The sequence below is a fragment of the Allosediminivita pacifica genome (assembly GCF_003054175.1).
GTDB lineage: Bacteria > Pseudomonadota > Alphaproteobacteria > Rhodobacterales > Rhodobacteraceae > Allosediminivita > Allosediminivita pacifica.
Window position 1 is genome coordinate 1 of record NZ_QBKN01000007.1, and the last position, 22994, is coordinate 22994.

General features: G+C 62.2%; 24 protein-coding genes and 1 pseudogene. 14 read left to right on the forward strand and 11 right to left on the reverse strand.

Annotated features, from left to right (window positions below; all coding sequences use genetic code 11):
- On the forward strand, window positions 1–723 hold a 723-nt coding region (locus C8N44_RS06755), incomplete at its 5' end, for a nucleotidyl transferase AbiEii/AbiGii toxin family protein (protein WP_107975426.1).
- Between the two features lie 99 nt (window positions 724–822).
- On the opposite strand, the gene C8N44_RS23120 is transcribed toward C8N44_RS06755, so the two are convergent.
- The 5 genes from C8N44_RS23120 to C8N44_RS06780 form a co-directional block, all read right to left on the reverse strand.
- A complete protein-coding gene (locus C8N44_RS23120) occupies window positions 823–1344 on the reverse strand; it encodes a hypothetical protein (protein WP_158274016.1) in 522 nt (173 codons plus the stop codon).
- A gap of 178 nt (window positions 1345–1522) precedes the next feature.
- The gene (locus tag C8N44_RS06765) at window positions 1523–2464 is read right to left on the reverse strand and encodes a toll/interleukin-1 receptor domain-containing protein (RefSeq protein ID WP_107975428.1); all 942 of its coding nucleotides are present in this window, start codon (window positions 2462–2464) and stop codon (window positions 1523–1525) included.
- Window positions 2465–2574: 110 nt separating this feature from the next.
- Window positions 2575–2835 carry a hypothetical protein gene (locus C8N44_RS06770; RefSeq protein WP_245412990.1) on the reverse strand — a complete coding sequence of 87 codons (261 nt, stop codon included), beginning with the start codon at window positions 2833–2835 and terminating at the stop codon, window positions 2575–2577.
- 382 nt (window positions 2836–3217) lie between these two features.
- A complete protein-coding gene (locus tag C8N44_RS06775; protein WP_107975430.1) occupies window positions 3218–6298 on the reverse strand; it encodes an AAA family ATPase in 3081 nt (1026 codons plus the stop codon).
- Complete coding sequence (locus C8N44_RS06780; protein WP_107975431.1) at window positions 6295–7431, reverse strand: exonuclease SbcCD subunit D; 1137 nt, start codon at window positions 7429–7431, stop codon at window positions 6295–6297. The genes C8N44_RS06775 and C8N44_RS06780 overlap by 4 nt, the downstream gene beginning before the upstream one ends.
- Before the next feature lie 71 nt (window positions 7432–7502).
- Here C8N44_RS06780 and C8N44_RS06785 point away from each other — a divergent pair, with 71 nt between their 5' ends.
- The 5 genes and pseudogenes from C8N44_RS06785 to C8N44_RS06805 form a co-directional block, all read left to right on the forward strand.
- Window positions 7503–8294: a BrxR family transcriptional regulator gene (locus C8N44_RS06785; RefSeq protein WP_146178813.1), complete on the forward strand. Its 792-nt coding sequence runs from the start codon at window positions 7503–7505 to the stop codon at window positions 8292–8294.
- Window positions 8295–8648: 354 nt separating this feature from the next.
- Window positions 8649–9863: an SIR2 family NAD-dependent protein deacylase gene (locus tag C8N44_RS06790; RefSeq protein ID WP_107975433.1), complete on the forward strand. Its 1215-nt coding sequence runs from the start codon at window positions 8649–8651 to the stop codon at window positions 9861–9863.
- Entirely contained in the window at window positions 9860–11677 is a 1818-nt protein-coding gene (locus C8N44_RS06795; protein ID WP_107975434.1) for an ATP-binding protein, read from the forward strand. Before C8N44_RS06790 ends, C8N44_RS06795 begins: the two co-directional genes overlap by 4 nt.
- Window positions 11677–11886 carry a KTSC domain-containing protein gene (locus tag C8N44_RS06800; protein ID WP_107975435.1) on the forward strand — a complete coding sequence of 70 codons (210 nt, stop codon included), beginning with the start codon at window positions 11677–11679 and terminating at the stop codon, window positions 11884–11886. The genes C8N44_RS06795 and C8N44_RS06800 overlap by 1 nt, the downstream gene beginning before the upstream one ends.
- Window positions 11887–12201: 315 nt before the next feature.
- Window positions 12202–12561: pseudogene (locus tag C8N44_RS06805) on the forward strand (mechanosensitive ion channel family protein); the annotation flags it as partial.
- 4 nt (window positions 12562–12565) lie between these two features.
- Here the strand turns inward: C8N44_RS06805 and sfsA are convergent.
- Window positions 12566–13273 (reverse strand): DNA/RNA nuclease SfsA, encoded by a 708-nt coding sequence (gene sfsA / locus C8N44_RS06810; protein WP_107975437.1) that lies wholly within the window; start codon window positions 13271–13273, stop codon window positions 12566–12568.
- 46 nt (window positions 13274–13319) lie between these two features.
- On the opposite strand from sfsA, the gene C8N44_RS06815 reads away from it, so the two are divergent.
- The 3 genes from C8N44_RS06815 to C8N44_RS06825 are packed head-to-tail and all read left to right on the forward strand — an operon-like array spanning window position 13320 to window position 15711.
- A complete protein-coding gene (locus C8N44_RS06815; RefSeq protein ID WP_107975438.1) occupies window positions 13320–14042 on the forward strand; it encodes a competence/damage-inducible protein A in 723 nt (240 codons plus the stop codon).
- Window positions 14039–14779, forward strand: coding sequence for a GNAT family N-acetyltransferase (locus C8N44_RS06820; protein WP_107975439.1), 741 nt, complete (start codon window positions 14039–14041; stop codon window positions 14777–14779). The genes C8N44_RS06815 and C8N44_RS06820 overlap by 4 nt, the downstream gene beginning before the upstream one ends.
- On the forward strand, window positions 14776–15711 hold the full coding sequence (locus tag C8N44_RS06825; RefSeq protein WP_107975440.1) for an OmpA family protein: 936 nt from the start codon (window positions 14776–14778) through the stop codon (window positions 15709–15711). The genes C8N44_RS06820 and C8N44_RS06825 overlap by 4 nt, the downstream gene beginning before the upstream one ends.
- 116 nt (window positions 15712–15827) lie before the next feature.
- Here C8N44_RS06825 and C8N44_RS06830 read toward each other — a convergent pair whose 3' ends face one another.
- From C8N44_RS06830 to C8N44_RS06840, 3 genes are all read right to left on the reverse strand, one after another.
- Window positions 15828–16754 carry a LysR family transcriptional regulator gene (locus C8N44_RS06830; protein WP_107975441.1) on the reverse strand — a complete coding sequence of 309 codons (927 nt, stop codon included), beginning with the start codon at window positions 16752–16754 and terminating at the stop codon, window positions 15828–15830.
- A 133-nt stretch (window positions 16755–16887) separates the two neighbouring features.
- The gene (locus tag C8N44_RS06835) at window positions 16888–17160 is read right to left on the reverse strand and encodes a hypothetical protein (protein ID WP_146178814.1); all 273 of its coding nucleotides are present in this window, start codon (window positions 17158–17160) and stop codon (window positions 16888–16890) included.
- A 177-nt stretch (window positions 17161–17337) separates the two neighbouring features.
- Window positions 17338–17796 (reverse strand): YHS domain-containing (seleno)protein, encoded by a 459-nt coding sequence (locus tag C8N44_RS06840; protein ID WP_107975443.1) that lies wholly within the window; start codon window positions 17794–17796, stop codon window positions 17338–17340.
- Window positions 17797–17944: 148 nt separating this feature from the next.
- Between C8N44_RS06840 and C8N44_RS06845 the strand changes: the two genes are divergently transcribed.
- From C8N44_RS06845 to C8N44_RS06855, 3 genes are all read left to right on the forward strand, one after another.
- Window positions 17945–18229, forward strand: a complete 285-nt coding sequence (locus C8N44_RS06845) for a hypothetical protein (protein ID WP_107975444.1) — start codon at window positions 17945–17947, stop codon at window positions 18227–18229.
- A gap of 113 nt (window positions 18230–18342) precedes the next feature.
- Window positions 18343–19134 carry an inositol monophosphatase family protein gene (locus C8N44_RS06850; RefSeq protein WP_107975445.1) on the forward strand — a complete coding sequence of 264 codons (792 nt, stop codon included), beginning with the start codon at window positions 18343–18345 and terminating at the stop codon, window positions 19132–19134.
- Between the two features lie 50 nt (window positions 19135–19184).
- A complete protein-coding gene (locus C8N44_RS06855) occupies window positions 19185–19715 on the forward strand; it encodes an AAA family ATPase (RefSeq protein WP_107975446.1) in 531 nt (176 codons plus the stop codon).
- Here the strand turns inward: C8N44_RS06855 and C8N44_RS06860 are convergent.
- Window positions 19712–20101 carry a GFA family protein gene (locus tag C8N44_RS06860; RefSeq protein ID WP_107975447.1) on the reverse strand — a complete coding sequence of 130 codons (390 nt, stop codon included), beginning with the start codon at window positions 20099–20101 and terminating at the stop codon, window positions 19712–19714. The genes C8N44_RS06855 and C8N44_RS06860 overlap by 4 nt on opposite strands.
- Entirely contained in the window at window positions 20098–20841 is a 744-nt protein-coding gene (locus C8N44_RS06865) for a rhomboid family intramembrane serine protease (protein ID WP_107975448.1), read from the reverse strand. The genes C8N44_RS06860 and C8N44_RS06865 overlap by 4 nt, the downstream gene beginning before the upstream one ends.
- Window positions 20842–20975: 134 nt before the next feature.
- Between C8N44_RS06865 and fzlA the strand changes: the two genes are divergently transcribed.
- The gene (gene fzlA / locus C8N44_RS06870) at window positions 20976–21641 is read left to right on the forward strand and encodes an FtsZ-binding protein FzlA (protein ID WP_107975449.1); all 666 of its coding nucleotides are present in this window, start codon (window positions 20976–20978) and stop codon (window positions 21639–21641) included.
- A gap of 121 nt (window positions 21642–21762) precedes the next feature.
- The gene (gene queG, locus C8N44_RS06875; RefSeq protein ID WP_107975450.1) at window positions 21763–22818 is read left to right on the forward strand and encodes a tRNA epoxyqueuosine(34) reductase QueG; all 1056 of its coding nucleotides are present in this window, start codon (window positions 21763–21765) and stop codon (window positions 22816–22818) included.
- Window positions 22819–22994 lie beyond the last annotated feature (176 nt).

Here is a 22994-nt window from a genome sequence, read left to right on the forward strand (position 1 = left end):
CGCAGTGAGGAAAAGCGCTGGTCGAAAGCGGTCCGAAATCGATTGCCGAAATGGGTCGTCGAAACAACACAGCCCTTGATCCAGGACGCCATTGCCGCGCAAGGGCTCCCCGCCTCGACACGGGCAGATGGCGACAAGCTTTTCATCGATTACGAAGCTGCCTCTTCTGGCTCCGGCTATGTCGCCCCGAGCGTCATGCTGGAATTCGGCGCGAGGTCGACGGGCGAACCGGCGAGCCTGCGTGACGTCTCCTGCGACGCAAACGGGCTGATTGAGGGCGTGACTTTTCCGACCGCGACACCGCGCGTAATGCATGCCGAGCGGACATTTTGGGAGAAAGCCACGGCGATCCATGTCTTCTGCGTCCAGGGACGGCTCCGCGGGGAGCGCTTCGCGCGCCATTGGCATGACCTGGTACGCCTCGACGATGCAGGCATCGCGGATGTGGCTATTTCCGACCGAGACCTCGCCTCAGCAGTCGCGCGGCACAAGCGTATGTTCTTCCCGGAGAAGACGGCCGGCGGAACACCCGTGGACTATGAAGCCGCGGTTCACGGCAATCTGCAACTGGCTCCAAACGGAGAGGCTCGCACCGCGCTTGCGGCCGACTACGCGCATATGGTCCACGACGGTCTCCTGCTTGAAGACGCCGAGCGTTTCGACGACCTCATCGAACGTTGCGCATCCATTGCCGAGCGCGCAAAGTGCCGAGCGCTTCATTAAGGCATTTACGCGGAAAATATGAGCCAGCTGAAATACCTAGCCTTATCAAAAGGTCGTTGTCAGGGCCCTCTGACCAACCAAAGCAAACGGCAGCCACACCTAAACGCCATGCTGATAGATTGGGGCACGCCCATTATCCAAATCCTCTCGATTCAGGAAAATTCTGTATCCTGTAAGATGGAAGGATGAATTGCTGAGATCTTTGACCAGATCCAACGTATCCACGTGAATGAAATGGCGATAGCTGGCTCGGAATCCTTCGCCAGGTGCCGCACGGAAATGAATGCCCGGGGGGCCGATCGTCAGACATGCCCCTGGCTGCGGGTCGTTTATCTCAGACAGCGCAGATGTCGCGAAATCGGGCTGGATTATCCAGTCCGTCCCGAATGAAACACACCACTCATCCGCTTCCCACTGGAATACCCGATGCCAGTCGGCTTCGCCCGCGCGCCCGAAGTCTGGATTCAAAAGCAGAACTGTCGGCTTGCTGTTAGGCTGCTCCAATGGTTCAGAAAGCTTAATGCCAAAGATCGCCTGGTGACCGTATCTCTTGAGGAGAAACAAGGCACCTTTCGGCTCCTCGGCGATTATCGCTGATCTGGCGTTCAACGTGCTTCGCATGTACAGCCCCCCGAAGATCGATCAATCCCAGCCCCGCCGAATATCGGTACGGTGACATTCGGGACAATGCACCGCGCTAGTCGGCCGCTTTTCACGTCGAGCCTCGCGACGTTCGTACTCATCAAGCACTTCGACTTCGAAACGGTGCCCACAATTGTTGCATCGGAAATGAACACGCTCAGTCATAGCTGATACCTGCGTTACCAATGAACTCATTCCAGAGCACCTCAGCCGCTCGCTCTGGAGTCAGCCGTTCGTCAGCTTTGCCGAAGACGTTCATGGTTTGAATCAGGAACTGCTCGTAATCATCGGCCGAAATATTGAAACCGCCATTCGCTGTGTTGTCACCCGCGTTTTCGCTAAACGAGTAGTAGATATCGCCCAGAGCGACCTGCGAGCTACGGCAGTGTACTGAGATATGGGCCGTACCATTTAGATGTCCGCTGTTGACAACTGTTGCCCCAAAAGAGGTCGCACTTCTGTCAACAAAACGTCCGCGAAATCCATCGATTGAGTCGATTTCGATGATCGCTCGTCGGAAGTAATCCTTGAAGGTGGCGAAGGCAGCATCGCGGAAATCACCCTTGTCGATGTGGTCGAACTGCCGCTTTGCGCGGTAGCGTGCCATCGAGGGGCGTGTGGCCGACGGCTCATCGGCTACTTTCGCCGCAGCTGCTGGTACGGCTTCAGCTTCGATGATGCGTCGAAGCTCCTGCACGACATTTAGGTAAGCGGTGTTTGGATTGGCCCATGCACTGATCGCCTTGCCGTCCGTTGGCACGGCCTTCAGTTGGCGCAACTCCCTCATCGCTTTCCAATCGCATTCCTCCACGATGATCGGCACTACACGGGCGGTCCCTGCGGCGTGGCGTTCAAGCGCGCGTCTCATTTCGCGCTCGACACAGTAGTCTGATGCGATGAAGTCGGGGCTCACTAGAAGCAGGAACAGGTCGGAAGCCTCTAGTTCCCGTTCAATCTCAGCGTCCAGTTCGCCACCAGCCAAGATGTTGCGATCATACCAGGTCTCAATACGCCCTTCCCTTGTAAGGTTCTTGAGGTGGACGTGCAACCGATCAAGCGCGGCCTTGTCGCTATGAGAATAAGAAATGAATGCCCGCATCTGCTCAACTCAAAATGTTTAATGTTTGTTCATGATATACCCAAAGCGCTACCTGCGTGAGACACTGCCTGTAGCGCTTGAGCCCGAAACCATTGTTCTACTGTCTACAGTCAGCGCTTCTTGTTCGACTGAGACAATACCGAAGCGGCAAGTGTCTTTGTCTTTTCAGAATAACGGTCGCTGCGAAGTACCTTTGACGCGAGGTCCTCCATTTTCGCTCCGGTTTGCCGATTGGTCTTTGACTGAGACAACGCCGAACCAGCAAGCTTGCGGGCGATCTGTGAAGAGCCAGGTTTGAAAAGGGTGTCTGCTGCAAGCGAGGCAACCTTGGTCGAAGTTCCTTTACGATTTACCGCCATATTATCCTCCATGTGGTGTTTGGTTTACTTCTAGAGACTAGATGTGGGATTGGAGCCGACTTTTCGCAAGCTTCTTCAGTGACATTTCAAAATGGCAGCCTCGCCTCAAAAAGGTCTGGCGTGTCTTCGTCGCGCCGCCTGCTCAGGCCTTCACCAAGATGCAGGCACGGATGTTTAATACGTGTCAGGCCTTTGCCGCCCTCAAAATGGACCCACCCTCCTCTGGGCATGCCCACGCTTACGATCAGCGCCCCGCATATTGGACAAGTCCGCCTGAAGGATGCGCCCTTCTTGCTTTCACGATCGCCTCGAACTGCCCAACCGCCGCGAACGGATACCGTGCGCCCAGTCGACAGACGGCGGGTGTGTGCCTTCCGGTAATACCAACGGTCCTTCATCCCAGCCCCTTCCTTTCCTCGACCCGGCTGCCGCTTGGGGTCGAACGCACATAGAAGCCTTGTGGAATAGCCTCTTGCACCAGCCCCACATGGGATATCAGGCCCACGGCACGACTGCCCTCTGTCAGCGCGGCAAGAACTTGGATCACTTGATCCAGCGTGCCCGCCCCATTTTCGGTGTCGAGGCTCCCGAAGCCTTCGTCGATGAAGATTGTGTCCATCCGGATCTTGCCCGAAAGGCTCTCGACCACATCAGCTAACCCGAGCGCGAGGGCCAGTGCCGCGATAAAGGTCTCGCCGCCTGACAGTGTTGCTGTCGGGCGCGCCTTGCCGGTGTTGATGTCGAAGGCCTCGATTTCGAGCCCACGCTTGCCGCGACCGCCAGATGCCTCGAGCCCGCGCGTCAGCCGGTAGCGACCACGTGTCATAGGGTCGAGCCTCATATTCGCCGCCTCGAGAACCTGGTCGAACATTGCTCCGATCGCGAAGGTCTCGAGTGTCATCTTGAAATCGTTCTTGCCGTTAGCCAGATCAGCCAGCCCCCGAAGCGGACCGGTCTCGGTTTCTAGCCGCTCGGTTTCGGTCAGAGCCGCGGCAAGCGATTCCTTGAATTTGGTCAGTGACGATAGATTCGTTCTCGCTGTGGCGAGTGCAGCGTTGGCCGCGTTCAAGGTCTGGGTGGCGTCTGCCAACGCCAGCTGAAGCAGGGCAAGGTCCGGGCGTTCACGATCTGCGCAAGCGGCTGTGGCGTTCTGCAGTGTCGTGCGCGCCGCGATCAGGCCTTCACGATGATCGGATACCGTCTTCTGGTCGGCATCGAGGGTCGGAAAATGCGCCTTGCAAGCATCATATCCCGCTTTGTCCAGCCCGACCTCGGCTAGCCGAGCGCCAAAATCGCCTTGCGCCTTTTTCACGCGCCGCTGCTGCCCGTCGCGCGCCCGCTTTGCTGCTTCAAGCTGCTCTTGCGCACGGGTGAGCGCTTCACTGGCGGCTCGGTCCTGTTGCGTCGCCACTTCCAGCGCCTCGGAGAGTTGCCTTTGCTCTCTCTGCAAAGCCTCCCTTCGCGCGACAACCGCCTCGGGTGTGCGCAGACCTTCCGGCAGGGCCTCGATCACTGTGTCCAGCTTGGCGCGCGCGCCGGCAAGAGCGGTCTCGGCCTTTCCCGTAGCGGTGCGCGCCGTAGCCTCGGCGGTTTCTGCCTCAATCACCTTCCGCTTGAGTTCAGCCAACCGCTCCGCCATCGCGTCCAGATCGACCGCCTCTCCAAGCCCGGCGACGTCGCCTTCAAGCCGTGCGATTTCAGCCTCGAGTTCCGCCAACGTGCGCTCAGGACGATCCTGTTCCTCCAGCGCCTGCTTCTTTTCGTCGAGCCGCCTTCGGAAATTGCCGAGTTCACTTTCGGCCCGAACTCTGGCTTCGGAGGCGGTTCTCGCCAGAACCTGCGCGCTCCGAAACGCTTCGGTCAAACCAGATTGTGCGGGAGTACCATGGGCAGGCGCAGGATGATCATGGGAACCACATACAGGGCATGGCGCCCCTTCGGTCAACTTTTCCGCCAGAATGATCGCTTGCGTGCGCGAAAGCCGTGCCTCGGCATCAAGTAAGGCCGCGTCAGCGGCTCGCGCCGCATCGGTTCTTGTCGCCAGTTCGTTCGATGCCACTTCGACATTTCGTTGAGCATCCGCGACGGCTTCTTGCGCCTTAGCTTGCGCCGCTGCCTTGGCTCTTTCTCGGTTGACCTCGGCCAGCTCACGGTTCAGCTGGCCTCGCACCGTTTCGGTCTTTCGCGCTTGATCAAGCGCCAGATCGGTCACATCGCGCTGAGACTTCAGCTTCTCTCGGGCATCTATGACCTCGGTCAGAGCCTTCTTCGCTGAAGCTTCGTCCTTCGCAGCGTCGTCAAACGTGCTTCTTAGATCCGCTGCCTGCCCGACCTGCTTCTCGATCGCCTCCAACCTTGTCAGGTCAGCTTGAACTTGTTGCCGCCGGTCCTCGCCCGACTGTGCCTCAACAAGTTTTTTTTCCGCCAATTCCTTCGCGCCAGTGGCGATGTTGAGTTCCGCCTCGGCCTTCGTGACAGCCTCCACCGCATTCCGGCTTTCCTGCTCCGCATCCCGCCAAGCCGTCTCAAGATAACGGGCCTGCAAGGCATTCCGGACAGCCTCAATCCGCTTGGCCAGTTCTTCGACCTCGCCCGTTTTCTTTTCTAGATCATCGACAGCGTGCTGTGCCGTATCGACAGCAGAAAATGCTTTTTCGATTTGCTCGCCTTCGGTCAGAGCTTTGCGCGCGGCTTCGTTAGCCATCTCCGCGCCGCGCTGAATACCCTGCTTTTCTTCGACTTTGGCTTCGGCTGTGGCAATTCCGAGTTCCAGCGCTTCGGCGCTCTCGAAGCCACGTTCCTCGAGTCGAGCCACGTAGAGGGCGCGCTGGTCGCGCAACGCTCGTTCTGCCTCGGAGGCTTCTTCCTTCAGCCGTGCGGCGAGATCGCGATAGATCTTCACGTCGAAGAGATCCCGTAATATCTCGACTCGCGCATCCGTTTTTGCGGCCAGGAACGTCTCAAACTTGCCCTGCGGTAAGAGCACAATCTGTCGAAACTGATCTGCCCCGTAGCCAAGCAGCGCCTCGACCTGCTGCCCCACTAGCGAGACCTTCTTTTCGGCAATGACACGGCCAGAGTTAGTCGGACCAAGAGCGTCTACCGGAATCCCTGTGACATCGAACAACGAGGCTTCTGCCGCGTCCTCAGTGGTCCCTTCACCACGTGCCTTTGGACGTTCCTGCGCCGGACGACGACGGATCAGGTAGGTCTTGGCGCCCAACTCGAAGACAAATTCGACTTCGGTAGGTAGATCCAACGCTGCGTGATCCGAGCGTAGTGAACGTGGTTCCTGATCGGTCTTGGTTGGTGACCCGAACAACGCGAAGGACATCGCCGAAAACAGCGTCGATTTTCCCGCGCCAGTCTGACCATAAATTCCGAACAGACCCGTCTCCAGCGCGGACCGGAAATCGACCACCTCGGTTGTCGCAAACGGCCCGAAGGCTTGAAGCGATAGGCGAATGGGTCTCACGTCTGCTCCTCCCCTGAGGCGGCTGCGTGGAGCTTTTCCGCGACGATCGCGACTTCGGTGGCGTTTGGCTCCCGGCCCCGCACAACCGTCATGAAATCGCCAATCATCTCGATCGGCGTGACCGCGGCCCGCCCGTTGCCGAGCACTTTGGTCTCTCTCGCGCGCTCCTGCCGGGCGTAGGCCAGATGGCAAGCATTGGGATAGGTCGCGCGCAAACGCTTCATCGGATCGATCAGAGGAATCTCATCCGTCAGTATAGCCTGGATAAAATCGTCAGACGGCGTTCCTTCCAGAAGATCAGAGAATGCCCCGGTAAGCGAGCGCACCTGTCGGATCGGTCGGAACGGTACGGTGCGGATCTCGGCCCCTTCAGCTTTCAGATCGACGACAGTCATGGATTTTTCGCTTCCCGCCTCGTCGAAACCGAAAGCGAGCGGGGCGCCGGAGTAACGAATATGGCTCGCACCCACTTCCTGCGGCTTGTGCAAATGCCCTAGTGCAACATAGTCCGCCCCATCGAAGACATCGGAGGGAACAGTTTCGATGCCCCCGACTCGCGTCAGGGCGCGCTCGGTCTCGCCGACCGCCCCCCCCGCGACGAAAGCATGGGCCACGACGACCCAACGCGCCCCATCAGGCACCTGCCCCCTCGCCGCAGCGATCTGGGCGGCGACGACTTCCGACGGCGCATTAATGCTTTCATCCCCGAACACCTCGCGTGCGGCGTATTCATAGGAAAAGGGTAGTGCGGAAAAGGCGATCTCGCCATGTTCGTCTCGCAGCACAAGCGGAGTTTCGACCGCGTCGGCAATCCCACGCACCAGCACCCGCGACGCAGTGGAAAAGACAGACATTGCCTCGATCCGGTCGCCAGAGTCGTGGTTTCCAGAGATCATCACCACAGCGGCTTCGGTCTCCTCTGCTACGCGCTTGAGGAAGCGATTAAACTGCCGAATCGACGAACTTGGCGGCGAAGCACGGTCAAAAACGTCCCCTGCGATGACAAGAACATCGGCCCGTTCGACCACAAGCGTTTCAAGGATCTGGCGAAGGATGACCTCATGATCCTCCTCAAGGCTCAACCCCATGAACTGCCGCCCCAGGTGCAGATCTGCCGTATGAAGTACTCGCATGAGGTCAATCCACTTTCTATACGTACAGTAAGTGTATGGACTTCGCTTCAAGAGTCAAGTATTACCGGCACATGAGCCTGGAAGACCTCAAACACGCGCAACGCGAGCGAATTTTGTTCCTTGACCAATGTCTGACCTGGAGAGGTCAAGCAAACCGCCGTGACGTGATGGAACGTTTTGATATCTCAATGGCACAGGCTGCCGTAGACTTTCGAACCTATCTTTCCCTGACGGGTACGCCGCCGGTCTACGATACCGCGGAGAAAGCTTACTTCTCGACGAGCAACCACAGTCCTTTGACTAACGCCGGCCCGGAACAGGTTTTCGAATTGCTCGATAGTAAGACAACATCCCTTGGCGCATGCATCCCGCTTCCCAATCGCGTGATGGATCACACTGTCGTCTCGCAGCTCTACCGCGCAATGATGGCTGAGCGAGACATCCAGATTACCTACACCTCGATGACAACCGGCCTCTCGGACCCGCAGTGGATTAGTCCGGTGCGGTTTCATTTCGATGGAGAGGCGATCCATCTCCGTGCGTGGAGTTACAAACACAACGCGCACCGGGATTATCTCCCTATAAGAATAACTAAACAATCCGAAGCAGAGACGCGGGAGAGGCCCTCTCCCCTACCCTTTGACACTGATTGGCACAGCATCGTGCGTTTGTGGATACGTCCGCATTCGAGCCTTTCGGATGCACAGGCGCGCGTTGTCCGTCGGGAATACGGATTTCAAGAGGAAACACATATTACGGTCAAAACTCGAAGAGCGCTCGCATTCTACGTCGTAAGACGATGGCGTCTCAATGAAAATAATGCCCGCCTCGAACTGGATATGATCGAAGAATTGGATTCGTGAGTTAGCGCTACGAAAATACACTGGAAACTCAGCGCCGCGCCGGCTTTGAAAAGCAGTTAATCATACAGCATCCGTTTTCCGAGTTAGATTAGTCAAATCCACACAACAAGACGTCCTTTCGAATGGAGACCCGACAGAGCAAAAATCATGGCGCAGCCAGATCCGGAGCATGTGCAAGACTTGCCTCCTTTGTATGCAAACTAAATTCCGCCGCTCGCAACCGCGATCACATCCAATCCTTCTAGGAAACCATAGCCTTCTCAAGAGATTACAATAGACGGGTGAGATCGGGCGTGGAATATTGAACCAGAGCTAGATGCAGGGACGCAGAAGCAAGCGTTGAGGGAGCGTAAGTTGACTGTCAGTGTTCATAATCCCGATCAGTATATGGCGGCGCTTAGGACGATCGTCGCGCAGGGCCGCAAGCGGATCGGGCTGCTAGTTGGCGCTGGAGCTTCTGCCGGAATGGCCAAGCCCGATGGCACCTATCCGCTCATCCCAGCAGTTGCGGGGCTCACGGACCAAGTCCTCACAACACTTGCCCCAACCTATCAAAAACAAATTGATGGCCTGAAAGCCGAGCTCGCGCAGCACGACATCGAGACGATCCTTTCGAGGATTCGCTCTCTGAGCCAGGTGATTGGTTCGTCGCAAGTCCACGATCTCGACGGCCCAGGCTTTGCGACTTTCGGAGAAGCGATCTGCTCCGAGATAGGCAAGATCGTGGACGTCCGATTGCCCGAGACCGGATCAGCTTATGCAGATCTCGTGAATTGGATCACGGGCGCAACGCGTGACTATCCTGTTGAGATTTTCACCACGAACTACGACTTGCTGTTCGAAGAAGCCTTCGAATCCGTACGAGCGCCGTACTTCGATGGCTTCACGGGCGGTCGCGAACCATTCTTCGACCCCGTCTCAGTGTCGCGCAGCGATCTTCCCGCTCGCTGGACGCGGCTATGGAAGCTCCATGGATCGCTCGGCTGGCGTGCAAGCGCGAAGGGCGAAGTGATCCGCACGGGCCAAAGCTCAGCAAGTCACCTCGTCTTCCCCGAACACCTGAAATACGATCAAACACAGAAAGCGCCCTACGCAGCGTTGCTCGATCGCCTTCGTACGTTTCTGCTCACCCCCGACACGCTACTCATCTCTATCGGATTTTCTTTTGCCGATGCACACATCGCGGCCCGGATCGATGAAGCGCTCGCAGCCAATCCATCCGCCAGCGTATTCGCATTCCAGTACAAGATTCTAGATGAAGAGGGTCCGGCGTGCGACCTCGCGCGCCGTCTGCCTAACTTTAGCGTCTATGCACGTGACCAGGCCAAGGTGAACGGCACTCGCGGCGCATGGAAAGCTCCGGCCGAACTTCCGAGCAAGGATTGGGGGCCGATAAGGTCGACCTACATGGACGACAAAGGAAACTTCACGCTCGGTGCAATAGAGCCCTTTGCTCGCTTCTTCGCGGCATCACGATCGGTTCAAGCATTTCCGACACAACCGGATCTAGCAGCATTGGCAGCAGAGGCGCCACTACCGACAGCCGCCACCGCGGCGGAGGCCAAATGAACGCCCCTACTCTTCTCGGCCATGTCGGCTCTGTCGCAGGTTCGACCGTAAGTGTGCGTCAGTTCGAGGGCGTCGCTTCGGGTATCGCGATCATCGGAGGACGAAGCTACCGGGTAGGTCAGGTCGGCAGCTTTGTGCGGATACCACAGGGTTATCATGATCTTTATGCTATCATATCAGAGGTCGGAGCAAGTGCTACACCGGTGACGCTAGTCGATGCGCTAGACCGCGGCGAACGATGGCTGACCGTTCAGCTTATTGGCGAGATTGTCGAGGCCTCGTTTGAGCGAGGCATCAGCCAGTATCCGAACGTGAACGATGAAGTGCATCTGGTCACAGAAGAGGATCTGGCCAAGATCTACGGTGCAGAGTTTTCCGGACAAGTGATAGTCGGGCGACTTGCTAACGCCGAGAGCATCCCAGTCCGCCTGGACCTCGACAAGCTAGTCACGCGCCATAGCGCAGTGCTCGGCTCGACCGGGTCGGGCAAGTCCACGACCGTCTCTAGCTTGTTGCGGTCAATCTCGGCGCCTGACGGAGCAGGCTTTCCGAGCGCGCGCGTCCTCTTACTCGATATCCACGGCGAATATGCCAGCGCGCTCGCCGACAACGCTGAAATTTTTCGGATCACACCCGGAGTGGGCGAGAAGCAGCTGGTCATTCCGTATTGGGCACTACGGCCGGCCGAAATACTCAATTTTCTGTGCGGGAAGTTGGATGATCGCGCAACGACCGCAATACTCGACAAGATCTTCGCTGCCAAAAGCGCGATTGCTCAAGCAGACAATTTGCCTGGTGTCGATCTGAATTCGATGACCGTCGACAGCCCTATTCCGTACAGCTTGCGTAGCCTCTGGCTCGAGCTGATCGAACCAGAAGTCAAAACCTGGCTCGATCAGGCCAAGACACAGCCGGCGATCATTCAGCCTGGCGATGCGATCACACTTCGTCAACCAGCCTACCAGCCGCACACAACAACGAACTCAGCACCTTACCAGAACAACATCGGTGTGCTCGGAATCCGCAAGCAGCTCGATCGAATGCGATCACGTATGCTCGATCGTCAGTTCGAGTTCCTGCTCAAGCCCGGTGAATGGGAGCCTGACCTGACGGGCCACGTAACGAATGACCTTCCATCCCTCCTCGAAAGCTGGATCGGCCACGAGAAGGCGATAACGGTGCTTGATCTGTCGGGTATTCCTAGCGCGGTTCTTCTAGATTTGATCGGGGCGATTCTGTCGATTATCTATGAAGCGCTCTTCTGGGGTCGCGAGCGCGATGAGGGCGGCCGAAAGCGGCCTCAACTCGTTGTTATGGAGGAAGCTCACCGGTATCTTGGTCGAGAATCCGACAACCCTGCGCGCGAGATGGTTCAGAGAATCGCAAAAGAGGGACGGAAATTTGGTATCGGCGCAATGATCGTCAGCCAGCGTCCTTCGGAAATTGACGACACCATTCTCTCCCAGTGTGGGACCTTTGTCGCGTTGCGCCTCACCAACTCTACTGACCGCAGCAAGGTACAAGCCGCGTTGCCCGACAACCTGAGCGGCATTGCCGATAGCCTCTCGGTTCTAAGGACTGGCGAAGCGATCATAACCGGCGAGGCTGCGCGACTTCCAGTTCGCTGCCGCGTCACTCTCCCACCCAAAGACCGTCGCCCAAACAGCGAAGACCCGCTTGTAGCTGACAGTTGGAAGCGCCCCCGGGGGCCTGAAAACTATGATGAGCTTGTCGCGGTATGGCGTGCGCAGGATCCAAAGTGGAAGCCACCAGAAGTGGGCGAGAACGAAGGCGAGAACGAGGGAGGAAATTGATGGAACGACAGCCAGTAACTTCCAGCAACTTGGCAGAGGTCGGCTATGACCCGGAATTAGAGACGCTCGAAGTCCAATTCAGGCATGGCGGGGTTTATCAGTATTTCAACGTGCCTGCCTTCATGTACGAGCGCCTAATAACCGCCGACTCTCTAGGTCGTTTTTTCAATGCGGAAATTAAGGGGCACTACCCTGAAGCAAAGCTCTAGCGCGCCGCATTGAAATCGCGTCGAGGTCTTCAAGCAGCGCCTGGCCTCTACTAGAATGCATCTCAGAGACGGGCGGCCCGCATTCAGACCCAAGCGCAAAGCTGCTCAAGCGGCTACGACACGCGTGGCCGGAGTTTGTGATTGATCGCCTAGCTGACACCAAGGGCCAGCCAGACCTTGGTACACGCCCTGATCCCTTGATCATCCTCCAGGCACATCAGACCCGCACCAAGTAAGAATTTGGTACTTGGTACAGATGAGGATCACCTTATCATTTGATTATATAGAGTAATTTAAGAATTAGCCGTCCAATCCATCATCGTGCCGAACTCCGAGATCTGGAACCAGGTGATCACCAACTACTCGGTCTACGACACGCGCCGCGCGGAATGGACCTTCGGCGTCGGTTACGGCAGCAACCTGGCCGAGGCCGAGCGCGTGATCCGCGACACGATTCTGTCGGACGAACGGTCGAAGACCGAGCCCGAGCCCTTCATCCAGGTGAACAACCTCGGCGAATCCTCGGTGGATTTCCTCGTGCGAGTCTGGGTCTCGTCCGCCGATCACTTCCAGTATCAGGCCGACATGAAGCGCAAGGTGAAAGAGGCGCTCGACGCCAACGGGATCGAGATCCCCTTCCCCGCGCGCACGCTCTACCAGGTCGGGCCCGAATAACGCCTCAGGCCGGGTCCTCGAAGGTCACGGGCCCGGCCAGCTCCACCCCCTCGGGCGAGATCGCGCAGCCCAGCGCGATGACCTCCACCCCCGCCGCACGGGCCGCCTTGAAGGCCGCCGCATAGGCCGGGTCGAGATCGGCGGCGAGCGTCAGGCGTGCGCAGTCGGTGCGCTGGACAAGGTAAAGCATCACCGCCCGGTGCCCCTCGCCCACCATCTGCGCCAGATCGGCAAGGTGGCGGGTGCCGCGGGCGGTGACGCTGTCGGGAAACTCCGCAAACCCCGCCTGCCGCGAGAGCGTCACGGATTTCACCTCGACGTAGATGTCCTGAGGGCCGCCGCCCAGCAGGAAATCGACGCGGCTCTTTTCGGCGTATTTCACCTCGGGCCGCACCGTGTCGTAGCCCGTCAGCCCCGGCACCGCATGCGACTCGAGCGCGGCGCGAAGCACCTTGTTGGGCACGCCCGTGTCGACGCCGGTGAAGTGGCCGCCTGCGTGTTCGACCAGCCGCCAGGCGTACTTGAGCTTGCGCTTGGGGTCGTCGTTGGGCTCCAGCCAGATCGCCGCGCCGGGCTCGGCCAGCCCCAGCATGGAGCCCGGGTTCGCCACGTGCGCCGTGACCTCCTGCCCGTCGGGCAGCAGGCAGTCGGCCAGAAAGCGTTTGTATCGGCGGATCAGCCGCGCCGGAATCAGATCGGTTTGAAAGCGCATGATCCGCCGCCTATACCGATCTTCAAGCAGCCTTCAAGGAGCGCACATGCCCAACCCCACCGCCGCCATGCTGGTGATCGGAAACGAGATCCTCTCGGGCCGGACACGCGATTCCAACCTGCACTTCCTGGCCGGTGAACTGACCCGGCACGGCATCGACCTGCGCGAGGCACGGGTCGTGTCGGACAGCGCCGCCGCCATCGTGCAGGCGATCAACGAGTTGCGCAGCCGCTACGACAGCGTCTTCACCTCGGGCGGGATCGGGCCGACGCATGACGACATCACCGCCGATTGCGTGGCCGAGGCCTTCGGCGTTCCCGTCGACGTCCGCGACGACGCCCGCGCGCTGCTCGAGGCGCATTACGCGCGCACGGGTTCCGAGATCAACGAGGCGCGTCTGCGCATGGCGCGCATTCCCGACGGCGCCACGCTGATCGACAACCCGGTGTCCATCGCGCCCGGCTTCACCATTGGCAACGTGCACGTCATGGCCGGCGTGCCCACCGTGTTCGAGGCCATGGTCGCCAGCGTCCTGCCTACGCTCACCGGCGGCGCGCCGCTGCTGTCGCAAAGCCTGCGGATCATGCGCGGCGAGGGCCAGATCGCAGGGCCGTTGCGCGACCTCGCCGCCGAGTTCCCCGATTTGCAGATGGGCTCCTACCCCTTCCAGAAGGACGGCGCTTTCGGCGCCAACGTGGTGATCCGGGGCGAGGACGGCGCCCGCATCGACGCCGCCATGACGCGGCTCGCGGGGCTCTTCCCGGAATGACCCTGGCGCAGGCCCGGCTTTTCGACGCGATCGACACGACATGGCCCACCGCGGCCAGGGTCACGACCGGGCCATGGGTGCTGCGCGAGGGGCGCGGCGGCGGCAAGCGGGTCTCGGCCGCCACCCTGTCGGGCGAACTGCGCGACGGTGACATCCCCACCGCAGAAGAGGCCATGCGCCGCATGGGACAGGCGCCGCTCTTCATGCTCCGGCCCGGAGAAGAGGCGCTCGACAGTACCCTCGCAGACCTCGGCTACGAGACCGTGGACGTGACGCGGCTGCGGGTCTGTCCCGTCTGGCAGCTCACCGACCGCGAGATCCCCCGCGTCACGACCTTCACCCTCTGGGAGCCGCTCGCCATCATGCGAGAGATCTGGGCCGAGGGCGGGATCGGGCCGGATCGTCTTGCGGTGATGGAGCGGGTGAGCACGCCGAAGACAGCCATCCTGGGCCGCATCGACGATCATCCGGCCGGCACAGCCTTCTGCGCGCTCGACGGCGATGTCGCCATGGTGCACGCGCTCGAGATCCGGCAGGCGCACCGGGGCAAGGGGCTGGGCGGCTGGATAATGCGCGCCGCCGCCGCTTGGGCCGAGGCGCAGGGCGCGGCATGGATGACCTGCCTGCACACGCAACAAAACGCAGGCGCCGAGGCGCTCTATTCATCGCTCGGGATGACCGACATCGGCAGCTATCACTACCGCATCCTGCCAAACCCCGGCGCGGGGGCGACATGATCCGCGCGCGCCTCGCCTGCCCTCTTGCGGGCCTGCTCGTGCTTCTGACGGGCGCGGCCCAGGCGCTCGAACTGCCCTTCGGCGCCGTGCAGACCTACGACGAGGTCACCGATCCCGGCAGCTACGCCGTGCCCACCGGCCCTTGGCAGGAAGAGGCCGGCCTTCCCCATCGCTCGGTCGAGGGCGCGATCCGCCGCGAGGCTTGGCGCATCGACGCCACTCGCCTGACACCCCTGCAGATCGTCGCGCCCATACGGCGCCAGCTGACCGAGGCCGGCTACGAGGTCGAGCTCAGTTGCGCCGATCGCGACTGCGGCGGTTTCGATTTCCGCTTCGCCATCGAGGTGCTGCCCGCGCCCGAGATGTTCGTGGACCTGACCGCCTTCCACTTTCTTGCGGCGCGCAACCCCGAGGGCGGCAGCGTCACTGTGCTGGCCAGCAGCACCGACAATGCCGCCTGGCTGCAGATTATCACCGCGGGCGAAGCGTCAGAGGCGCCCGACGCCGTCACCGCGGAAACCGAGGCGCCCCCTGTCGTGCCCGAGGCGGGCGAGGGGGAAGTCCTTCAGCGGCTTCTCGACGACGGGCATGTGGTGCTTTCCGATCTCGATTTCGCCAGCGGGGCCGCAGGGCTCGGAGGCGGGTCCATCGCCTCGCTCGATGCACTGGCCGAGTACCTGCAGGACCGGCCCGGCGCCGAGATCGCCTTTGTCGGCCATACCGACACCACCGGGTCGCTCGCCGTGAACCGGGACCTGTCGCGCCGCCGCGCGCAGGCCGCCGTCGACTACCTCCGCGACCGGCACGGCATTCCCTCCGCACGCATCAGCGCCGAGGGCGTCGGCTACCTCGCCCCGCGCACCGGTAACCGGACCGAAGCGGGCCGCGAGGCGAACCGGCGTATCGAGGCGGTTCTGGTGCGGGCCGAGTAGCCCGGCGCCTCCGCATAAATGCCCGTCCACAAACGAAAATCGCCCCCGGCCGTGACCGGAGGCGCAGTTGCCTGAATAGGGACCAGGCTGGGGAAACACGCGGACCGTCGTGCGGGTCAGGCCTCCTCGGCAACAGAGGTCCAGTTGTAGGGCCCCTTCTCCGCGAAGGCGTGCACGAGGAAATCTATGAAGGCCCGCACCTTGGGCTGCGTGAAGCGGCCCGGCGGGTAGACGGCGTAGATGCCCTGCGTCTCGACCGGCAGGTCGGGGATCACGTCCTCGACAAGCCCTTTCCGCATGGCGTCGTAGTAGAGGTAGGACGGCAGGTAGGCGATGCCGAGCCCCGCGATGCAGGCGTTCAGCAGCGACTGCCCGTCGTTGACCGTCAGCCAGCCCGCCGTGCGCACCTGCCGCTTTTCGCCCGAAGGCGCGGTCAGCTTCCAGACATTGCCCGAGGACTGGTTCGAATAATGCAGCAGCTTGTGCTCATTCAGATCGTCGATGCGCTGCGGGCGGCCGAATTTCTGGAAATAGCTCGGCGCGGCGATCATGCGCTTGGTCGTCTCGGTCAACTTGCGGGCGCGCAGCGTGCTGTCTTCCAGCTCGCCGATCCGGATCGCCATGTCGAAGCCCTCGGAAATCAGCTCCACGTAGCGGTTGTTGAGCACCATGTTCACGGTGATGTCCGGATATTCGGACAGGAAGTCGCCCAGCACCGGGCTCAGATGATTCACGCCGAAATCGGTCGCGACCGAGATGCGCAGCAGCCCCGAGGGCGCCGACTGCATCGAGGTCACGAGCGCGTCCGCCTCTCCGGCGTCGTTGAGCACGCGGCGGGCGCGGTCGTAGTAGGCAAGGCCGATTTCGGTCGGGCTCACGCGGCGGGTGGTCCGGTTCAGCAGGCGCGCCCCGAGGCGCGCTTCGAGGCTGGAGACATGCTTGGAGACGGCGGACTTCGAGATGCCCATCTTCTTGGCGGCGTCGGTAAATCCGCCCTGATCCACGACCGTGGCAAAGGCCTCCATCTCGGTCAGACGATCCATTCATGTCTCCTTCGGGCATTCTCGCTCCGAGCGGGTATCGTCATCAAGTTGGGCTGAACTTGGGCGTGGGGCCGACAATATAGCGATATATACCCATTCTGTGGACAATCGGGAAACACGGAAACAGGCCGTTTCAGTGGCCAAGCTGCCTGCGTGCGCTGGCCCGGAGCGTCGCAACCAGGTCGGGATGCGCGGCTTCCCATGCCTTGAAGCCACGGTAGCCCAGCCGGTTCTGCGCGATCCTCTCGGGCGTACCGGTCGGGGCCGCCGGCTCGTCGAGGAAGGCGATCTTGATGCTGTCGTAGAGCTGCGCGCAGGCCATCGCCTCGTCCAGGGGCAGCATGCGCTCGGCGGCGGAAGCCTCGCAAAAGTAGTAGAGGCTCATCATAGCTAGGATTTTCGTCACGGGGAGGTCCTCCGGCGTTTGATGCCAAGGTCGGGCGACCTCCCCTTCCGCCCGGTGAAACGGTTCGTGCACGGGTCAATACCGTGGCCCGCAGGCACCCCAAGGATACAACGGATTCGCGGATTTCGGTGCCGGGAACGTCACCAGCCCCCGGAAATTGCCGGATCGGGGGGCAGTTCAGCCCAGGATGCCCGGCCAGTACTCACGCGCCTTGGCGATGTTGGCCTCCATGTCCTCGAGCCAGAGTTCGCGCGCCCGCAGGCTGGCGTTGAGGAAGAGCTGGTCGCGGTGCAGCGTCCAGGCCTCGGGCACGCTTGGCGCAAGCGATCCCTTCGACAGCGCGTAGGCGCAGTATCCGCCGAACTGCGGCGCATGGGCGGTCGGATCGGCGGCGAAGGTTTCGGCATTCGCGGGGTCGGCGAAGTGCCATTCGGCGCCGCGCCACTCGACCTTGTGCGCCTTCTGGCCCGGCACGGGGCCGTCCCCGGCAAAGTAGGCCACGGTGTCCGTACCACCTATGGCGGCACCACGGCGGGTGAAGATCTCGGGCTCGGCGGCCAGCAGGGGGCGCGAGGTCAGCAGGGCGGGCGCGGCAAGGCCGGCGAGCAGCAGCTTGCGACGGGTCGGGGCGGTCATGGCGGGGCTCCTCGTGGGACTGACGACACCACGAGAATGCGCGAGCCGCCGCAATCGGGGAAGATGCCCTTACGGCAACGTGAGCCATCGGGGGCCCGTTGTCCGGAATACCTTACCCGGACGTCATATATTTGTTACATTCCCCTTCATGATCCGCCTCGCCGCCGCCTGCCTGATGCTGCTGCCCCTGCCCCTTCGGGCCCAAAGCCCGATTGCCGAGGTCGTCTGCGCCCCCACGCAGCAGATGACGCAGAAGCTGTCGCGGCAGTACGGCGGCAGCCGACGGGCCACCGGCTTGCGCGCCCCCGAGGAGCTGGTCGAGATCTGGGCCAACGAGGGCGGCGACTGGACCATGGTCATCACCTACGCCTCGGGCCGCTCCTGCATCGTCGCCATGGGCGAACACTGGACCGCAGAGGGCCCTCCCGCCTGAGCCAGAGCCGCAGAATAGGCCGTATTGCGCGTGCATGGCTGTCTTCGGCCCCTTTTCTTTCAGCCTCACCCCGCGTATGACCGCGCCCTGATCCAGCCACCGGGGAGCCTTCCATGCAGGGCAGCGCGAATCTCAACATCATGATCAAGGCCGCACGCAAGGCGGGCCGTTCGCTTGTGAAGGATTTCCGCGAGGTCGAGAACCTGCAGGTCTCCATGAAGGGCGCCGGCGACTTCGTCAGCCGCGCCGACATCGCCGCCGAGAAGATCCTCAAGGAGGAGCTGATGGGCGCGCGTCCGAACTATGGCTGGATGGCCGAGGAAAGCGCCGAGGAAGAGGGCACCGACCCCACCCGCCGCTGGATCGTCGATCCGCTGGACGGCACCACCAACTTCCTGCACGGCCTGCCGCACTTCGCGATCTCCATCGCGCTCGAGCACAAGGGCCAGATCGTCGCCGGCGTCGTCTACGACCCCGCCAAGGACGAGATGTTCTATGCCGAACGCGGCACCGGCGCCTGGCTGAACGACAGCAAGCGCCTGCGCGTCTCGGGGCGCCACAAGATGATCGAGGCGGTCTTTGCCACCGGCATCCCCTTCGCCGCCAAGCACACCCTGCCCGCCACCCTGCGCGATCTTGCCAAGATCATGCCCGAATGCGCCGGCGTGCGCCGCTTCGGTTCGGCCGCCCTGGACCTCGCCTATGTGGCGGCGGGCCGCTACGACGGCTACTGGGAACGCGAGCTGAACCTCTGGGACGTGGCCGCCGGCTACCTCATCGCGAAAGAGGCCGGCGCCCTGATCGACGGCATGCGCGAGGACCAGGACCCGCTCGAATCCGGCAGCATCCTCTGCGCCAGCAACCAGCTCTTCGACCGGATGGCGAAGACCCTGCGCAGCGAATAGCGCCCCCGGCCTTTGCGGGGGGTGCTCCCCCGTCAAGAAGGCCACTTCCGATGAAGCATCCCCGCATCCTGCTGACCGGCTGTTCCGGTGGCGGCAAATCCACGCTGCTGGACGAGCTCGCCCGGCGCGGGCACCGCACCGTGCCCGAACCCGGACGGCGCATCGTCGCAGCCGAGGGTGACCCCGACAGCCCCCGCCTACCGTGGAACGACCTCGCATGCTTTGCCCGCGCGGCCATCGCGCAGGCCATCGAGGATTACGAGGCGGTACGCGACCACCCGGGGCCGGTGTTCTTCGACCGGGGGCTCTTCGACGCGCAGGTGGCACTCGCTCAAGCTGTGGGAGAGGCGCCGGATGCGGAGTTCGCCGCGCGCCATCCCTATGACAGCTGGCTGGTCTTCCTGCCGCCCTGGCCCGAAATTTACGTGGGCGACGCGGAGCGCCGCCACGGGTTCGAGGCCGCACTCGCCGAATACGACCGCTTGCGCGCCGCCTGCCCCGGCCTTGGATACAAGGCGCAGGTCCTCCCCCGCGACACGGTGGCGACGCGCGCCGAGATGCTGCTGGCGCCGCTCGGCTAGCTCGCCGTTCCGGCATCCGAGGGGTGATTGACCCCGTCGACCCAGCCGACAGGCTCCAGCTCCTTGGGCTCTGCCCCCTCGATCGCGTAGAGGTTCACACCGTACTGGCTCGGATCCGACCGGCGACGGTGGAACATGTAGATCCCGCAGACCGAGCAGAAGTGATGCTGCGCGGTGTTGGTGCCGAACTGGTAGAGCGTCAGCTTCTCGCGGCCCTTCACGATCTCCAAGCCGTCGAGCGGCGCCGAGACGGCGGGTGCTCCGCGCCTGCGGCAGTAGGAACAGTCGCAGCGGCGGGCGGTGGCGAAACCGTCGGTCAGGGCCACGCGCAGTTCGACGGCGCCGCAGTGACAGGTGGCTTTCACGGGCTGGCTGGTATCTCTCATTTTCGGGGCACCTTTGGAATTCGGGTTCGGGACATGGGATAACGGGCCTCGGGATGCGGCGGATGGCCGTGCGTGAGGCTCCAGTAGGCCGGACCGCCGCGACGCAGCCAGACCGGCACCGTCATGGCGAGACCGGCGAGAAAGCCCCCGGCATGGGCCCAGTAGGCGACGCCGCCCTCGTCCGAGGGGGTGCCGAGCCCGCCGAAGATCTGCATGGCGAACCAGGCCGCCAGGATGATCCAGGCCGGGATCGGGATCACGCGGAATATGATGACGAGGATGATCAGGATGTCCACCCGCGCCCGCGGGTAGAGCAGGAGGTAGCCCCCCATCACCCCGGCGATGGCACCCGAGGCGCCCACCATTGGCGCGGGCGACAGCGGCGCCGAGACATATTGCGCCACCGCGGCCGCGAGCCCGGAGGCGAGATAGAACAGCAGGAAGCCGCCATGACCCATCTCGTCCTCGATATTGTCGCCGAAGATGAAGAGGAACAGCATGTTGCCGCCGAGATGCGCGATCCCGCCGTGCAGGAACATGGAGGTCACGAAGCCGGTCCAGCCCCGCCCCTCGCTCACCAGCGCGGGGATCAGCGCCCAGTCGAAGAAGAATTCGTTGATGGCACGCGGCTGCTCGAAAAGCTGCCAGTAGCTCAGGAAGATGGCCACATTCGCCGCGATCAGCCCGTAGGTGACGAACGGCGTGCGGCCTGACGGGTTGTGATCGCGGATCGGGAACATCCGTCGGACCTTGGCACGGATTGGCCTGTCGTCAAGCGCAGGCGCACCGTCACGTGCGGGGATGGTTGAAAGCCCCGCGCTTTCTTGTCATTGAGAACGCGTTTCCTTTCACATCCCGGGACCGACTTTCGCCCATGGCCAAGCTCTATCACGTGCCGCTGTCACCCTTCTGCCGCAAGGTGCGGCTGAGCCTCGCCGAGAAGAAGATCGACTGCGAGCTGGTGGAGGAGCGCTACTGGGAGAAGGACGCCGACTTCCTGCGCCGCAACCCCGCCGGCAAGGTGCCGGTGCTGCGGGTCGACGGCATGGTCATGGCGGAAAGCGTCGCGATCTGCGAGTATCTCGAGGAATGCTACCCCGAGCCCTCTCTCATGCCCAAGACACCGGAGGCCCGTTACGAGGTGCGCCGGCTCATCGGCTGGTTCGACGACAAGTTCCATTCCGAGGTGACCTCCAAGCTGCTCTACGAGCGGGTGAACAAGAAGGTCATGAAGCTGGGCTTCCCCGACAGCACCAACGTCAAGGCCGGGGCCAAGGCGATCAAGTATCACCTCGACTACATGGCCTGGCTGCTGGATCACCGCCGCTGGCTGGCGGGCGACGCCATGACGCTTGCCGATTTCGCCGCCGCGGCCCACCTGTCGTCGCTCGATTACATCTCGGACGTGGATTGGCACCGGCAGGAATCGGTCAAGGACTGGTACGCGAAGATCAAGTCGCGGCCCGCCTTCCGCTCGATCCTCGCCGACCAGATCCCCGGCTTCCCGCCGCCGGCGCATTACGCGGACCTCGATTTCTGATCCAGCATTCGTGTGCCTGCATGAGGCTGCGGCTTTTCTGCGGAAACCCGGTGGGGGCTCTGCCCCCGGCCCTGCGGGCCTCCCCCGGAGTATTTCTGCCAAGAAGAAACGGGGGCGCGGCATGGAGCGGCTGAAGGCGCGACTGGTGGCGCGGGCCGCGGAAGAGGGCTTTGACGACTGCCGCATCTGCCGTCCCGGCGATGTGCCGCAGGTCATGGCGCGGCTGCAGCAGTTCCTGCGCGAGGGGTATCACGGGCAGATGGGCTGGCTGGCCGAGCGCAGCCACTGGCGGGGCGATCCCACCGCGCTCTGGCCCGAGGCGCGCAGCGTCATCATGCTGGCCGAGAACTACGGGCCGACGCACGATCCGCTGGAGGTGCTGGATCACCCCGACCGGGCGGCGATTTCGGTCTATGCGCAGAACCGCGACTACCACGACGTGGTCAAGAAACGGTTGAAGCGGCTAGGGCGCTGGCTGATCGGCGAGGCGGAAAAGCAGGGCGAGGCGCCCGAGATCAAGGTCTTTGTCGACACGGCGCCGGTGCCGGAAAAGCCGCTGGCGCAGGCGGCCGGGCTGGGCTGGCAGGGCAAGCACACCAACCTGCTGAGCCGGCGGCTGGGGTCGTGGTTTTTCCTGGGCTCGATCTTCACCACGCTGGAGCTTCCCACGGATGCGCCCGAGGGCGAGCATTGCGGATCGTGCCGGGCCTGTCTCGACATCTGTCCGACCGAAGCCTTTCCCGCGCCCTTCCAGCTCGATGCGACGCGCTGCATCTCGTACCTCACGATCGAGCATCGCGGGCCGGTGGACGAGGAGCTGCGCGCGAAGATGGGCAACCGGATCTACGGCTGCGACGACTGCCTGGCGGTCTGCCCCTGGAACAAGTTCGCAAGCGAGGCGCGCGAGGTGAAATACCATGCCCGCGAGGATCTGCTGGCACCGCCGCTGGAGGAGCTGGCGGGACTGGACGACGCGGGCTTCCGGGCGCGGTTCTCGGGCAGTCCGATCAAGCGGATCGGACGCGACCGCTTCGTGCGCAACGTGCTCTATGCCATCGGCAACTCGGGCAAGGCACGATTGCGGCCGGTGGCGCAGGGGCTTTGCGAGGACGGGGACGAGACAGTGCGCGACGCGGCCCGCTGGGCGGCGATCCGGCTGCCTGAGGGAGATGTCTGAGGGGGCCTGACAGGCGGGACCGCCTGAGAGCACGCCTGACACACGAAGGGCGCCGGCTGAGCCGACGCCCCGATTCGTGCCTTGGGTGCGAGAGAAAACCGCTCTCCCAGATCACAATGACCGCAACCGTGATCCGGCGCAAGCCTCCTGCCCCTTTTCCTTTGAAGATTCCTGCC